The sequence below is a fragment of the Pedobacter sp. BG31 genome (assembly GCF_042464845.1).
Taxonomy (GTDB): Bacteria; Bacteroidota; Bacteroidia; order Sphingobacteriales; family Sphingobacteriaceae; genus Pedobacter; species Pedobacter suwonensis.
In genome coordinates this window covers 25919-42114 of sequence record NZ_JBHNZK010000011.1, presented here as the reverse complement: position 1 = coordinate 42114, position 16196 = coordinate 25919, and the positions used below count along the sequence as shown (strand labels likewise).

At 38.8% G+C, this 16196-nt stretch carries 13 protein-coding genes; 5 read left to right on the top strand and 8 right to left on the bottom strand.

Annotation, left to right across the window (positions count from 1 at the left end):
• Positions 1–185 precede the first annotated feature (185 nt).
• Complete coding sequence (locus ACFE6N_RS14140; protein ID WP_378937460.1) at positions 186–1046, top strand: BadF/BadG/BcrA/BcrD ATPase family protein; 861 nt, start codon at positions 186–188, stop codon at positions 1044–1046.
• 241 nt (positions 1047–1287) lie between these two features.
• Here the strand turns inward: ACFE6N_RS14140 and ACFE6N_RS14135 are convergent, their stop codons facing one another.
• Complete coding sequence (locus ACFE6N_RS14135; RefSeq protein WP_090982558.1) at positions 1288–1977, bottom strand: NrtR DNA-binding winged helix domain-containing protein; 690 nt, start codon at positions 1975–1977, stop codon at positions 1288–1290.
• Between the two features lie 111 nt (positions 1978–2088).
• Between ACFE6N_RS14135 and pfkA the strand changes: the two genes are divergently transcribed.
• The 4 genes from pfkA (at position 2089) to ACFE6N_RS14115 (ending at position 6993) form a co-directional block, all read left to right on the top strand.
• Positions 2089–3075 carry a 6-phosphofructokinase gene (gene pfkA / locus ACFE6N_RS14130; protein WP_090982556.1) on the top strand — a complete coding sequence of 329 codons (987 nt, stop codon included), beginning with the start codon at positions 2089–2091 and terminating at the stop codon, positions 3073–3075.
• Between the two features lies 1 nt (position 3076).
• Entirely contained in the window at positions 3077–3919 is an 843-nt protein-coding gene (locus ACFE6N_RS14125; RefSeq protein WP_378937457.1) for a hypothetical protein, read from the top strand.
• Positions 3920–3925: 6 nt separating this feature from the next.
• The gene (gene gap / locus ACFE6N_RS14120; protein ID WP_090982552.1) at positions 3926–4924 is read left to right on the top strand and encodes a type I glyceraldehyde-3-phosphate dehydrogenase; all 999 of its coding nucleotides are present in this window, start codon (positions 3926–3928) and stop codon (positions 4922–4924) included.
• A gap of 845 nt (positions 4925–5769) precedes the next feature.
• Positions 5770–6993, top strand: a complete 1224-nt coding sequence (locus ACFE6N_RS14115; protein ID WP_378937454.1) for an ATP-binding protein — start codon at positions 5770–5772, stop codon at positions 6991–6993.
• A gap of 435 nt (positions 6994–7428) precedes the next feature.
• On the opposite strand, the gene ACFE6N_RS14110 is transcribed toward ACFE6N_RS14115, so the two are convergent.
• The 7 genes from ACFE6N_RS14110 to glgB all read right to left on the bottom strand — a co-directional run bounded on the left by ACFE6N_RS14110 (position 7429) and on the right by glgB (position 16173).
• On the bottom strand, positions 7429–8037 hold the full coding sequence (locus ACFE6N_RS14110; protein ID WP_090982548.1) for a Crp/Fnr family transcriptional regulator: 609 nt from the start codon (positions 8035–8037) through the stop codon (positions 7429–7431).
• An 81-nt stretch (positions 8038–8118) separates the two neighbouring features.
• Entirely contained in the window at positions 8119–8439 is a 321-nt protein-coding gene (locus tag ACFE6N_RS14105; RefSeq protein WP_090982546.1) for a hypothetical protein, read from the bottom strand.
• 216 nt (positions 8440–8655) lie between these two features.
• On the bottom strand, positions 8656–9627 hold the full coding sequence (locus tag ACFE6N_RS14100) for a type IX secretion system membrane protein PorP/SprF (protein ID WP_378937452.1): 972 nt from the start codon (positions 9625–9627) through the stop codon (positions 8656–8658).
• Between the two features lie 22 nt (positions 9628–9649).
• Positions 9650–10585, bottom strand: a complete 936-nt coding sequence (locus ACFE6N_RS14095) for a gliding motility-associated C-terminal domain-containing protein (RefSeq protein ID WP_378937450.1) — start codon at positions 10583–10585, stop codon at positions 9650–9652.
• A 31-nt stretch (positions 10586–10616) separates the two neighbouring features.
• Positions 10617–11336 (bottom strand): hypothetical protein, encoded by a 720-nt coding sequence (locus tag ACFE6N_RS14090; RefSeq protein ID WP_378937448.1) that lies wholly within the window; start codon positions 11334–11336, stop codon positions 10617–10619.
• Positions 11337–11373: 37 nt separating this feature from the next.
• A complete protein-coding gene (locus tag ACFE6N_RS14085) occupies positions 11374–13533 on the bottom strand; it encodes a hypothetical protein (RefSeq protein ID WP_378937446.1) in 2160 nt (719 codons plus the stop codon).
• A gap of 675 nt (positions 13534–14208) precedes the next feature.
• A complete protein-coding gene (glgB, locus tag ACFE6N_RS14080; protein ID WP_378937444.1) occupies positions 14209–16173 on the bottom strand; it encodes a 1,4-alpha-glucan branching protein GlgB in 1965 nt (654 codons plus the stop codon).
• Between the last annotated feature and the right edge of the window lie 23 nt (positions 16174–16196).

Here is a 16196-nt window from a genome sequence, read left to right as displayed (position 1 = left end):
AAAAAAGACCACTGCCCTTTCTGGTATAATCTTAAGGTTTTTCGGCGATTAAACGCCTTATATAGTGTATTTTTTACACACTTAATTTTCAGCAACAACAAATTGTTAAAAATTTATTAAAAAAAAGGATACAAAATATAAGACTTTTTATACTTTTATCGTGCTAAAACCAAAAATAAATAAAAATGATAGTAATTGCAGACGGCGGATCTACCAAAACAAATTGGTGTTTGATTAACGAGGCCGGCAGAAAAATTTACTTTAACACCGAAGGTTACAATCCATATTTTTCAAAAGGAGAGTACATTGTAAAGTCTTTGAATGAGACTCTTCCAGACCACTTGGAAAGAGAAAAATTGACAGCGGTTTATTACTACGGTGCCGGTTGTTCTACACCTGCAAATGTTAAGATAGTATCCGATGCCATGCAACAGATTTTCACCAATGCAAATATCTTTGTGGGCCATGATTTACTTGCTTCCTGCAGAGCATTGCTTAGAAATGAACCAGGATTTGCCGCTATTTTAGGCACAGGTACAAATTCATGCCTTTACGATGGAACTGAAATTACCATGAACATCGATTCTCTGGGTTATTTCCTTGGCGATGAGGGTAGTGGTTCTTATATTGGTAAACGCATTTTAAGCGATTACATGAAAGGTTATATGCCAAAAGGATTACGTGAAGCTTTTTATGATAATTATGCCTTAACCAACGAAGATATTTTCGATAATATTTACAATAAGCCGTTGCCGAACCGTTTCTGCGCAAGCTTTAGTAAATTTTTATACGATTTTAAAGATAACTATGAAGATTATGCTTTCAGCACGATCGATTATGCATTTACCGCATTTTTTGAAGCTTTGGTTATCCACTATCCAAACTATAAAGATCACAAATTAAACTGTGTGGGTTCTGTAGGTTATAGTTTCCGCGATATTTTAAGTATTGTAGCCGACCGTTACGAAATGGGTGTAGGCAAAATTATCCGTTCGCCTATAGATGACTTGGTACATTACCATTTAGAGTTGGCACCTAAGGCTTAGTCTTTAGTCCTAAGTCTGGAGTCCTTAGTCCAGATTCCTATAAAACATATTATACAAGCAAAAAAATCCCGGTTTGAAATTCAAACCGGGATTTTTTTGGTCATAACAGACGATGCTGCTTTCGTTTTTATCTTTTGGCACCCTTCCACCTCACATCTCAAATCTCACATCTCAAATCTAACATCTCAAATCTAACATCTCAAATCTAACCCCTCAAATCTAACCCCTCAAATCTAACCCGCTAGAACGAAATCTCCTTGCCAAAAAGTTTTGCATATTTCCGCTTATCAAAACGATATAGGGTAGCTGCACGATAGGAAACTCCTTTTTGTTTTTCATCAAGTTCTTTGAGCACACCAAAGCTTACAATTTTCTTTCTAAAATTCCTTTTATCAAGTTTTTTACCCAGCACCAGTTCGTAAACGTGCTGCAATTGTGTTAGGGTGAATTTCTCTGGCAAGAGTTCAAACGCAATAGGTTGGTGTTTGATCCGCCGTTTTATTTTTTCTAATCCTTTATCGTAAATTTTCTGGTGATCAAAAGCCAATTTAGGCAGATCGGTAATCGGCAGCCAATTGGCCCGCTTGGCATAAGTGCTGATCGGGCGTAATTCCTTGTCTCCGCCCAAACGGATCAAGGCATAGTAGGCCAAAGTGATTACCCGCCCTTGCGGGTGCCTGTTCGGATCACCAAAAGCATAATACTGCTCCATGTAAATACCACGCAAACCGGTAAGTTCATACAAAATCCTGGAGGCTGATTGATCTAAACTTTCATCAGGACCAACAATATTACCGGGCAATGCCCACCAATCTTTAAACGGTTCTTCATTCCTTTCGATTAGCAGGATTTTTAATTCCTTACCATCAAATCCGAACAAAACGCAATCTATCGAGAATACGGAATCTAAATGAGGTAAAATTTGTTCCAAAGTAAAAATTAGTTATTTTAAGCAGATAAAGGTATAACTTTCAATATTAAGTAAAAAAAATAAAATAAATTACTTAGTGTAAAAAATACACACTATATTCGTATTATAAAGATGAAGCCAAATATAAAAAATATAGCTGTACTAACTTCTGGAGGCGATGCCCCTGGGATGAATGCAGCAATCAGAGCTGTTGTTCGTACCGGAATTTACCACGGCATTAACATGTTTGGGGTAATGCAAGGTTACCAGGGTTTAATAACCGACAACATAAAACCAATGGATGCCCGTTCTGTAAGTAATATTTTACACCTGGGTGGTACGATTTTAAAAACTGCGCGCTGTTTAGAATTTAAAACAGACGAAGGCCAGCAAATTGCCTACAACAATTTAAAGAAAAATGACATTGATGGCCTGGTGGTTATTGGTGGAGACGGGACATTTACCGGAGCTAAACGTTTTTCAGAAACTTTTGGGGTTAAGGTAATTGGTATACCGGGAACAATTGATAACGATTTAGTAGGATCTGACTTTACGTTAGGTTATGATACTGCTATTAATACCGTAATTGAAGCCATTGACAAAATCAGGGATACTGCCGATGCACACGACCGTTTGTTTTTTATAGAAGTAATGGGCCGTGATTCTGGCTGTATTGCCCTAAGAAGTTCGATTGCAAGTGGTGCAGAAGCGGTATTATTGCCGGAAAGAGAAACCAGTGTTCATGAATTAATTGATAAACTGGCTGTAGGTGCGGCAACAAAAAAATCATCGAGCATTGTCATCGTAGCTGAAGGCCATAAACAGGGCGGTGCTTACGATATTGCCAAAAAGGTAAAAGAAACCTTTGATCATTATGATACCAAAGTAACGATTCTGGGCCACCTTCAAAGAGGCGGAAGCCCCAGCAGTTTCGACAGAATTTTGGGCAGTCGTTTAGGTTTTGCGGCAGTAAATGCGTTAATTGCAGGCGAAACGGAGCAAATGGTAGGTTTAAAAGGAAACGAGATAAAATTAACCAGCATAAGAGAGGCGTTAACGGCTCATTCCTTTAAACTCGAACCCGATTTAATGGAAATGACAGAGGTACTTTCAATATAATATGGTAGCAGTTGTTTATAGCGGATCAAAAACAGCATTTTGGAAAATAACCCGAAATGGACAGGTAGTAGCCCATTGCAATACTACAGGCTTAAACCCCTGCTTTGTTGATCCGAAAACAATTTTACAGATACTAAATAAAAAGGTCGTCCTCGTTAACCATGCAGAAAATATCAAAAAAATCTATTTTTTCGCAGCCGGGGCATCATCATCAGATAGAAAAGAGGTACTGGCCAAAACCCTGGCGTCATTTTTCAGATACAGCAAAATTGTAGTCGAAAATGATTTATTCGGTGCAGCTAAAGCCGCCTGTTATAATCAGCCGGGTATTGTTGGTATGCTGGGCAGCGGTGCACATTGCGCCTATTTCGATGGAAAAAAACCACTGAATAACAATTTTGGCTTAGGCTATATCCTGGGAGATGAAGGCTCATCAAATTATTTCGGAAAAATACTCCTGAAAGAATTTTTAAGCAAGAAAATGCCAAAGGATATTGAAGCAAAATTTATACTGACCTACAATCTGGATCGTCCTCAGATCTTAGAACGTATTTATAATAAGCCGCAGGCCAATATATTTCTGACTTCGTTTTTCGATTTTATTACCCATAACAGTAAACATGAGTATATCTGTAAATTGATTGATGAGGGGTTTGAAAAATATTTCGAAATATATATTTTACCTACATGGCTGAAACATAAAGATAGTGAACTGCATATTGTAGGCAAGGTAGCTGCCGAACTCGAAGACCGGTTAAGGTTGGCGGCCAGCAAGTATGACCTGAACATTAAAAGCATCATTAAAGAACCAATACAAAATTTATTAAAACATTACATTAATTAACAAACAATGAGCAAAATTGGAATAAACGGCTTTGGCCGTATTGGCAGACTGGTTTTCAGAGCCGCATTAAAAAGAGGATTGGATATTGTAGCGATTAACGATTTGATCGAGCCTGATTATATGGCATACATGTTAAAATATGATACTACACATGGCAAATTTGATGGTACTATTGATGTTGTTGACGGTAACTTAGTTGTTAACGGTAAAACCATCCGCGTAACTGCAGAAAGAAATCCTGCTGATTTAAAATGGGATGCTGTAGGTGTTGAAGTCGTGATCGAATCAACAGGTTTATTCTTAACCCGCGTTGACGCTGAAAAACACATTGCTGCAGGTGCCAAAAAAGTAGTTTTCTCAGCTCCAGCTAAAGATAGCGACATCCCTACTTATGTAATGGGTGTTAACCACGATAAATTAACTGCAGATCAAACAATTGTTTCTAACGCATCTTGTACTACAAACTGTTTAGCACCAATTGCTAAAGTTTTAAACGATAACTTTGGTATTGTTGAAGGTTTAATGAGCACGATCCACGCGGTAACAGCAACTCAAAAAACAGTTGATGGTCCTTCTGCTAAAGACTGGAGAGGTGGACGTGGTGGTTTTTCTAACATCATCCCTTCTTCTACCGGTGCTGCTAAAGCAGTAGGCATGGTATTACCTGAGTTAAAAGGTAAATTAACAGGTATGTCTTTCCGCGTTCCTGTTGCTGATGTTTCAGTAGTAGATTTAACTGCGCGTTTAGAAAAACCAGCTACTTACGAGCAAATTAAAGCCGCTATGAAAGCAGCTTCTGAAGGTGAATTAAAAGGTGTATTGGCTTATACTGAAGACGAAGTTGTTTCTTCTGACTTTATTGGCGATGACCACGCTTCGATTTTTGATGCTAAAGCTGGTATTTCATTAAATGATAACTTCGTTAAAGTGGTATCTTGGTACGATAACGAATGGGGTTACTCTTCTGCACTAGCTAAATTTGTAGAATACTACGCTAGTTTATAACAAAAAAATTGCTTTAAGCAATTTCAACATCATAAAAGGCAACATTAATTAAATAATGTTGCCTTTTTATTTTGAAAACACGTTTCACCAATAAAAGTGCGTCCTGAAAACATACAAAAAAATTTAATTAGCAAAAAAACGCAGCTTGTTATTTCACTAATTAAACTAAAAAAGTAAAAGCATACGTCAAAAATATGTTTTAAATCTGTTTTAAAGCAAAAGAGACGTAAAATTCAAAAATAAAACATCCAATTCAAGCATATTTAACAATTTATTAACACATTTTAACATTATCTTTGCTGTATCATGATTTTAATTCCGGAAATCTTCTGAAAAAAGAACAGGAAATAAAAAATGACAAAAAAAATACTTAAAATTTTCTTAGTGTATTTTTTACACTATCATTTTTTTTACTATATTTGTATCATAATAAACGGAACGATGTTTGTTATCAATAGAAATAGATAAAAATCACTTTCCGGATAAACCCAGGTTTAGAAAGAAAGTTAAAGACAAAGCCTGGCTCATAACAGGTTTATATTTGGTTAGAAAAAAGAGATACGTCTGGATGGAGTATCTCTTTTCTTTTATACAGAGTTTTGATTTATTAGCCCGTTTAATCACACCTCATCAAGCCAAATCATTAAGGGACGACCCAACATTACAATTGCTTCAAAATAAATAAAATGCTTCCTCCCCTTTTACCTCAACCTAAATATTTACGATTACAATTAACCATTTAAAACATTCCTGATCTGGCTAAGCTAAATTACAGAATAAAACTTCTTTGGTTTATATTTGTTAGAAACCTTGGCCATCTAACAATTTTAAAACAACCTCCATTAATGAGTAAGTTTAGCAAACCCTCAGATAACACAACAGAATATGAATTACAGCGTCTAAACAAACTTAGGCGGTATGACATTATTGATTCGCCTCCAGAACTTCTCTTTGATCTGATTGCAGAAATAGCGAAGACTACTTTTAAAGCATCGGGATCATTTATTTCATTTATTGATGAAGCAAAAGTATATTTTAAGGCAAATACCAGCCCGATACCGATCTCAGTTATTGAAAAAGAAGATAGCTTATGCGCAGTAGCTTCACAAGCGACGGAGATTACCCTAATTGAGGACACCCATTCCTATCCTGAAATCTGCAATAATGCTTACGTTAAAATGAACAATGGAATCAGATTTTATGCTGCCGTACCAATAATCACCATGGAAGGCTTTATAATTGGAACCGTAAGCGTAATAGACGAAAAGCCAAGGCATGACATTGAACAAGACCAACTGTTGGTACTGAAATGGCTGGCCAGGATCACCCTGGAAAAATTGGAATCTCGACTAATTAACCGTATTTCGGTACGCGCTTACGATGACCGTTTGCACCGACTGGCACACGACATGAAAAACCCGGCCACATCGCTGATTGCTTACGGACAACTTTTAGATAAAGGCTTGCTCTCTCAGGAAAAACTTGTTTCACTAGGTAAAAAAATTGAGCAAACCGGCCGGAACATCGAACAAACGATGAACAATCTGCTGAATGAAGCTAAAAATGAGAATGCTGCCATAGATCTCAGATTCGAAACGGTTGAAGTAATCGACCTGATCAATGCAGCGGCTGCAACTTTTGATTCCACATTAAAAGAAAAACAGCAAACGCTTAAAATCAGCTGCCAAACGGATGGCTATATCCAGGTAGATCAGGAACGTATAAATGACGTTTTAAATAACCTATTGAGTAATGCAATTAAATATTCGCATGAAGGAGCAACCATAGAGATTATCTGCAGCGAGGAAGCCAATAGTATTATATTCGAATTTAAAGACAACGGTTTAGGCCTGACCAGGGAAGACATTACCAAGTTGTTTACGAAATTTGCCAGGCTCTCATCGGTACCGACTGCAAAAGAACGCTCTAACGGCATTGGGCTATATATCGTTAAAACACTGGTGCAACTGCATGGCGGTAAAGTATGGGCAAGCAGCGCCGGTAAAAATTTAGGCAGTTCCTTTTTTATTTCCCTGCCAAAACAAGAAAGCTTACCCATTACGGATTAGCATAAAATTCCTTTCCATTTTATTTCACCTTTTATTCAGTGAGTTCGACCCAGATTCGCTTCGCAGGATACGGAAGTAGCCATCAATACTGATCAATTGGCCACTACATCAACGGATTCGGTTTCCCGCTGGGACAGCCTTCAACTTCAGGGACCTGACAATATAAATGACACATGTTATTACCGGAAAAAAGTGATTGAAATAACGTATACGCCCCAAATACCCTAGCCAAGAAAAAAGGATGTAACCAGTTGGCTACATCCTTATCTAAATTAACGCTCTCAACTTATGAAGTTGTATAAGGCTCTCACCCCTTATGCCTACAATATTACGGTAGAAAGATTAAGATTTGATGAAGAAATGTATTTTTGATCAATTATTTTTAAAAATTAATGCTAATGCCATCTGCGTTGTATTTTTCTGCAACTAGATCTATTATACTACCTGCCTGACCATTTTACTCCGTATTCTGCTCAAGGTTTCGAGGCGCATACCTAGGTAAGTAGCCATACAGCGCAAAGGAACCCTGGATGCATCAACAGAATTTAGCTCCATAAATTTCTCGTAACGCCTTTCGGCAGACGGGATACGTGCCAGCATTGATCGTTCTGAAGCTGCATGGTACTGGAATTGGAGTATTTTTCGCCATATGATGTTTGTTTCCGGATAATTTGAATAAAGCTCATCAATTAATAAGTATGGAATTGCAACTAATTCTGATTTCGCCAAGGCCTGTATATATTCAATAGAAGGTTTGGGAGGAGCACCCGGATGCTGAATGGCACCAACAAATTCATTGCCTGCGCTAATCCAGGTGGTAATTTCTTTATTGCCTTCTCTAATAAAACCTCTTACTAAGCCTGATACCACAAAAAAAACGCAATTATTATTATCAATAGGCGATAGAATGTGTTTATTCTTCTTAATAAGAAGAGGCTCCACATTTTTTTCTATTTCCTGGATAAATTCTGATGATATCGGAGACAACTGGCTGAAATAGTTTAACACAGCGTTTACCAAAAACACCTTTTGAGATTCGAGCATACAAATTGGGTTAGACTTTAGACCCTTAATTATAGCAATTTCGAATGGAATATAAAAATGTTACAGATTATAAACCGCTTTTTAAAGCGTAAACTTCTTGATGGCTTGAAGGGCAAATTGATTTATCCAGGTAAAAATTCTGAATTTAGTTTGATCAAATTGCGGAAAAGCTTCCCAAACTTCACAAAATGTTTGCTGTAAAATTAGTTTAGCTTTTTCTTCATTATCTACATGCCTGATAATATTCCCATAAATAGCGGCAGAATATTTCTGATAGAGCGCTTTGAATGCAGCACCGTCATAGGGCTGTAGTGTCGTAAAAAAGAATTGATCATCTGATAAATCAGCGTTACCGCCAACATTTACTTCTTGATGGGTATTTCTTTTATATAACGGTTGCATGAGTAATTTGATATGGGATAATAACACATCGACATTCTGTTTGTTTATGCAAGGGAACAAAATCAAACAACCGAATGGAGTAAGAAACGTACAGCTTCCGAAAATAAAGTCATGAAGATTGACTCCCTGATATTTCTTCAGAATAAACAGGGGGCTTGCCCTATATGCTCAGCGATGTAAACGACTATAGACAATGATATTATAAAAACCAGGGCATCAAAAATAACACTTTGGCTTTCTGCTTTTTGCTGTTTGCAGGTAATAACCAATAGATATCTCGTGAGAGCCATAATCATAGTTACCCAGCTTATTTAAACTATAATCGTAACCGTAACCAACCCTGAGGTTGTTGCGGACAAAGAATTCGGTAATCAGTCCAACGGCACTTCTTGCACGTAAATCATTTGACAATGCTGGTTTAGGATAAAGTTTTACGGAGGTTCGATACGCGGCACCTAACCAAAACTTTTCCCTGATCAATAAAAAAGCATTCAGATCTAATGAGGTTGGCCCGTTTAAATCGTCTTTAATTAAAAAAGTGGGTTTGAATGTAAAGTCATTATCCATGGGAAATAACATGCCGGCCGTTAAATAAAAATGTGGCTTTGCGGCAATACTAAGGAGATTATTATTCCTAAAAACTGGAAGATACTGCGTAAGCAGGTTATTGGCAGAAAACCCCACAAATAATTTCTGGTTCGAATAATGCACCCCTGCCCTGATATCTGGTACAGTTCTGCTTTCATATCCGGTTGGAATCCGGTTATCGCCAGTTTCTGTAGGATTCAATAAACTGCCGTTCAACCCCATTTGTACTATGCCAATGCCAACACCAAATGCCAGGATATTGGTTGCAGTATGGTCCAGTTTAATCCGGTATGCAAAATTACCTGATAAATTCAGGGAATTCTGCGCGCCGATTTTATCTTTGGACACCAATAAACCCAACCCTAAACTTTCTTCTTTAACCGCAGCATCTACAGATAAAGAAAGCGTTTGTGGTGCCCCCTGAATACCTGCCCATTGCGACCGGACAAAGGCCTGCATATAAAGCTCTTCTTTATAGCCGGCATAAGCCGGATTGATATAAAGACCATTGAACATATATTGTCCAAACTGGGCATTCTGCTGCGCGAACAGACAGAGACAAAGCAAATTAAACAATATTGTTAAAAATATCTTTTTCATATCCTCACCTTTTAACTTTCATTTATCTCATTACGGTTACGTAACCTTTAAATTCCTGCCATTGCGTATTTGCAGTTTTCACCCTAATCACATAAAAATAAGTCCCATCTGTCAAACCATCTGCAGTCCAATCGTTTAGATAGCCCTTCTTTTCATAAACAGTGCTTCCCCAGCGGTTAATAATGGTAAGCTGATTTTCGTTATAAAGATCCAAACCCTCAATAAAAAAGGTTTCATTCTTTCCATCACCATTTGGTGTAAATACATTTGGGATTTTAAGTCCGATAACGTCCTTATTATCTACAGATACGTTGTTTGATAGATCCGGATCGGTTTCATTAATGGTAACCGAAGCACGATTAATCACTTTACCAGGTTTAACTGATCTTACATTAATGATCAGCTCAACAAAACTGCCATTAGCAAGAGATGGTATAGTCCAGAATAACGTTTTGGTTTGCTGATTATAATTAACGGCACCAATAATAGCAGGATCAACACTAACAAAGATTAGATTTTCCGGAAGCTCGTCTTTAACCTGCAGGTTAGTTGCCATGCCCAGTCCGTTATTGCGAACCAATAGATTGTATTTAAATACTTCCGTATTCATTACCTGCCTGCTTTCAGATCTTTTAATAATGGAAACATCGGCTAACACCCTTGGTTCCATAATCACTTCCATCTCTTCAGAGCGGTCGGAACTACATCCACCTGAACTAAAGGTAATAACGGTGTATTTTCCGGCTGCATTTACCACATAATCTTGCAAAGTAGCACCTAAAATAGCTTCTCCATTTCTAAACCATTGATAAGATGCAGCACCTGTACCGTTGGCCCTGAGTTTAACAGTAGCACCTGGTTTAAGGTTTAATCTGTTCGGATCAGGCGATTGCGCAAAGCATGCCGTTGCATAAAGCAGCGGCACACTGAACGCAATTATTCCAATTCTGTTAAACATCACGATAATGAAAACAACTCAGCAGTAATACCTATGGTGCTACAGAAATTGTTGCTTTACCTGGTTTAGCAGTAACCGTTATGGCTTTACTTGCAGTTGCCGTACAAGTTGCTGCATCTACAATCGGGACAGTACCAGTAGCATAACTTCCAACAGCAGCGAAAACATAATCACCCGGAGCCACGCCAGCTTTAAGCGTAAAAGTATCTCCTGAACCAGATGCTGTACCCAAAGTGCTAATATCGGTTACCGCGGTACCGCCTAGCGTTGCTGACCAGGTATAGGTCATGGTTACCCCGGCCGGTAGTGTTATTGAAGCATCCTTGCTTGCTGTAATTACAGTGGTCGCTGTTTGGTCGGTACAATAAGTACTTCCAGGCGCTGCTACAGCGATAACAGGTGCAGGCAATTTTTCCACAACGGTATTATCAGAAGCATCGCTGGGACAAAGATTTGCATCAGCCGGTATAACCTGAACTGAATACGTATGGCTTCCGACAGCCAGGCCGGCAGCAATCTGATAGAAAGCATTTGAACCGTTATAGACTACCGGAGCTTCCGCAGTTCCGTCAACCGTCCATACAATTCTATCGCCGTTAGCTGGTGTATACCCAGGGAAAGCAGGATTCAATTTCACGGTATTCGTTCCGCACAGATATACACTTGGGCTTTGTGCAAGAGCACTTACCGGCAATAAGCAAATTAAAAATACAAAGATTTTCAGGTTACGTTTTTTAGTTCTTTTTGTCATAATTTTAAATGGTTTGAGTGAATAATTTATTTTCTTTTTAGTTAATGGATACTGTTGGTTTATGTGGCACCAGCTTAACCCTCAAACTAAAAGGGATAGCGCGTTCACAGCCATTTTCATTTTTAATGTTTAAAACTCCCTGGTACACCGCAACAGGAGTAGTTGGCGGTATGTTAATGGTAATTTCATTTGCCGGTAAAGCCTGATTTAAGACGGCAGGCAATAAATCACCTGTCCAAGAAATACTATAATTTACGGGGTTAAAAACGGCATTGGAGTAAGTAATTTTGGTTGCGGCTAACCCTTCACAAATACTTATTTCCGAACCCAATGTTAAATTTGGCTGGGGATTTACAGCTAATGGGATATCTACTTTTTTGGCACAATAAGTCGCATCTTCAGCAACGGTATAACTTATTACGGCATTACCAGCAGCTATTGCAGTAACCTTACCGGCGGCATCTATCGTTGCAGTTCCAGCATCAGTTGTACTCCAAACTCCATTTGGATAAACATTGGTAAATGTTGTACTTGTTCCTGCGCACATAACAGTTGCACCACTTATTGCGGGGACAGGGGCATATTGTTTTACTTTGACTTCTACAGCTTGAGCGCCACCGGCATTTTTACATCCTGTTGCTGTATTAACCGCTTCTACATAATAAATAGTACTTGCAGTTAAAAGGGGTGTAGTGTATGTAGTACCCGTATAAAATGGCGTAACGCCAGAGGACGAAGAATACCAATTATAAGTGTAACCCGCATCAGGTGCCGTAACTGAAAGTGTAGCAGAAGAACCACTACAGATTATCGTGCCTGGTACGGTAACCACAGGCAACGCATTCACCTTGAATTTTACCCTTAAACGTTCAGAAACGGAGGTAACGCAATAGGTTCTGTTTGCCTGAACATAATAGTTATAATCGCCTGGTGTAAGCGTATTTGGCGGAGCGAAAGTTAGGCCGGTATGTATCAAATTACCCCCCGTTTCAGCATCGTACCATTTGTATTCGGTGCAGGTTTGTGCGTTCTGAACAGCAAATGTTGCCGTTTGCCCCTGACAAACCATTTTTTCGTCTGTAGATGAAGGATCGGCCAATGTGCGCGGTTTTACCAGCTTACGTTTAATATCATATATCCTTAAACGGCTGAAAGCGCCAGTAAGTCCGCCCATCGAAATCTCAAGGCGATCGTAAACACTAGCTACCACAAACTTTAAGCTATATTTACTGCTTGATCCAGGAAGTAATTTAAGGTCTAAAAACGTACTTGTGTTTGCAAATGCTGACCCGGCTTTAACTCCATTCAGATAAGGCTGTATGGTAAAACCTGTTACAAGACTGAGATCCAACAGTCCACCACCAGGATTTTCAAGTATAATACTAACCGAATCTGCTGGTTGCGAGGGTTTATTGAATACAGCTGTCAGATATACCTGATTGAGTACGGAAGTACCCACATCGATCAGTGCAAAGCTATTTAGATCAGCATCAATGGCATTGAAAGGGTTAGTAACATTTCCTGTTAGATTTGCAATACCGCCTAAAGAAGTTGGTTTCACTCCCGATAATACATCAATTGCCTCATCACAATTGACTGAACCTGTATTGAGTTCCAAAATATACGCATGGAAAATTTTTATTGATAAAGCTGTAGAAGCTACCGCACCCACAATCTTAATATATATCCCATTAAAGGCTTGTGTAGGGGTAACCGTAATTTCCATCTCTCCCGCCCCGCCAATCAACCCGGCAATATTTGCAGCTGCATAAATCGGGTTCTTTGTCGCATCATATCCAGAATCGTATCCATAACCTACCAAAGGCTTACTTGCTGAAACGGGATGTAGATCCGTAAAACTTCCAATTTCAAAATTGCTCAGGAGCCCGAGAAGTTCTTTGGGTAGCGCTAGTTTAACTGTTACTGTCGTATTTGCGGCAATTGTGCGTTTACCAGCATTGGTACCATCATTGGTAAATTCCAGAAATTGTGTGGCAGAACCTGTAAGCCCAAGCACTCCAATTGGAACTGATAAGGTTGATGCATCTTTAACTTGCCCATTTACAGCATTTGAAGCATTGGCGATGTTACCGTATAAATTTCCACCTAAAACACTCAATCCATCGAGGTAGGCCCCCTGAAAGTTTGCGTATGTGCGCCCCGTATTTTCACACTGTGCATATAAATACGCAGGCATAAAAAATAACAGAAATACCAAGAAAAATTGACAAGAGCGCCTTTTCAATGTGAGTTTGAAATAATGTGAAAAATAAATTTGTCTGTTTGCCAGTACAAACATACTACTGACAAACGCTACATTATCCGTTCACTTTATTCATTAAATCATTTATCAAAAAGTAAGAGCGTAACCAGCTGATACCATCATCGAAAAACAGGAACCTTAAGGTAATGCTGTATTTGCTTTCAGCAAAAGAAATTTGATATCCGTATCAAACGCTTTGGTTTCATGCTATCCAATTGATCAGCTTATATCAGAATTATCCGTATCGGGTTACTTTATAGCACTTAACGCTGCATTTACCACAGCAGGCAAATTTGGTCGGCAAAGTGGCTTTGATGAGTGCTTTATAGCGCCTGGCATCAAACCAATTAATGGGGTACCAGAATAAAAAAAAATTAGACCTTGTAATCTATATAGAGGAGATTATGATAGCAATATTTTAGCTTCCTAGTATTTAAAAAATAATATTGCAAGAGACGGTGTTTATTGTATCTTTGCACCCACTCTGGAAGCTTCCAGTCCGGAGTTTAAGAAAGCTTTCCAGCAATGGGAAGCTTTTCTTATTTAAAGTAATTGGTTACCCTTCCAAACCGAATTACAAGGTTTGGAAGGGATAAAGCAGGTAATACTTTATTTGCTTTTAAAAATCACTACCGCTAAGGGTGGTAAATCGACGACAATTGAATATTTTTGCCCATTATAGTCTTTCAGATCGGGAACAATATCTCCCCTGTTGTTGATACCGCCACCATAAAAGCCAATATCATCAGTATTAAAAATCTCTTTCCATTTCGTTTTAAACGGCACGCCAATCCGATAATTTTCCCGAACTACCGGGGTTAAATTTATTGCAATAATCAAAGTATCTTTAGCTTTCGGTCCTTTGCGCATATACACAAATACAGATTCGTTTGCATTATCGGCATCAATCCATTGAAAACCTTCATAACTAAAGTTGAAATGATATAATGCAGGCTCTTTGCGGTATAAAAAATTTAAGGCTTTGACTGTTTCCTGCATGCCTTTATGGGGAGCATACTGTAATAAATGCCAATCCAGTGATTGTGTAAAATTCCACTCTTTGGTTTGAGCAAACTCATTACCCATAAATAACAGTTTTGCTCCGGGATGTGTAAACATATAACCATAAAGTGCCCTTAAGTTGGCGAACTTCTGCCAATCATCACCAGGCATTTTATAAAGCATCGGCGACTTACCATGCACCACTTCATCGTGAGAAAACGGAAGCATAAAGTTTTCGGTAAATGCATAAGTCATGCTAAAACTCAACTGATTATGATGGTGTTTTCTATTTAATGTATCTACCTTGAAATACTTTAAAGTATCGTTCATCCATCCCATCATCCATTTCATACCAAAACCCAATCCACCAGCATGTACCGGATGCGTAACACCAGGGTAAGTACTGCTTTCTTCTGCAATAGTTTGTACGCCTTCAAAATTTCCATAAACAGCAATGTTCAGATCTTGCAAAAACTGTATTGCTCCCAGGTTTTCACTTCCACCATATTCATTGGTTGCAGATTCTCCTTCCTCCCGGGAAAAAGTAAAATACAACATCGAAGCCACCGCATCCACCCTTAATCCGTCGGCATGATACTGATCCAGCCAGAATACGGCATTGCTGATCAGAAAAGATCTGACTTCATTCCTGTCGTAATTAAAAATGTATGATTTCCAGTCCGGATGGAATCCTTTGCGCATATCAGCATGTTCGTAAAGATGGGTGCCATCAAACTCATATAAACCATGTCGATCACCAGGAAAATGAGAAGGCACCCAATCCAATATTACCGCAATATTGGCTTTATGCAATGCATCGATAAGGTACATCAAATCCTGTGGAGAGCCGTAGCGTGAGCTTGCCCCAAAATAGCCGGTTATCTGGTAGCCCCAGCTTGGGAAAAATGGAAACTCCATTACAGGCATTAGCTCTACATGCGTAAAACCCATCTCCTTTACATAAGGCACTAGCCTGCCGGCCACTTCCCTGCAGGTTAAAACACGTTTCGGATTATCCGGATCGCGCTCCCATGAGCCTAAATGTATTTCATATACCGATATCGGTTGGTCTAAAGTATTCAGCTTTGCTCTCTTAATTAACCAGCTCTTGTCTTTCCATGTATAATCGGTGTCCCAAACAATAGAAGCGGTTTGCGGCGGATGTTCCCACCTGCGCGCATAAGGATCGCCTTTTAAATGTTCAGATTCATCAAAGCCTTTTACAAAATATTTATAAACTTCACCTTTTGCTATACCTGGAATAAAACCTTCCCAAATACCTGACCTATCCCACCTTTTGTTCAGGCCATGTGAGGTATTGGTCCAACTGTTAAAGTTACCCACAACGCTCACAGCAGTAGCATTAGGCGCCCATACCGAAAAATAAACCCCTGCTGTACCATTAACCGAAATGAGGTGAGAACCCATTTTCTCATAAAGCCTGAAATGCTTTCCAACCAGAAAAAGATCAATATCGTAATCGGTAAATAAACTGTGTACCCAAACCGCTTTTGTATGATCGGTTTTGGCTAAAACTGCTTTTTTTGCAGTAACTTTTTTTGCTGATGGCATAGCTGTTTTTTGGCTAGATAAAT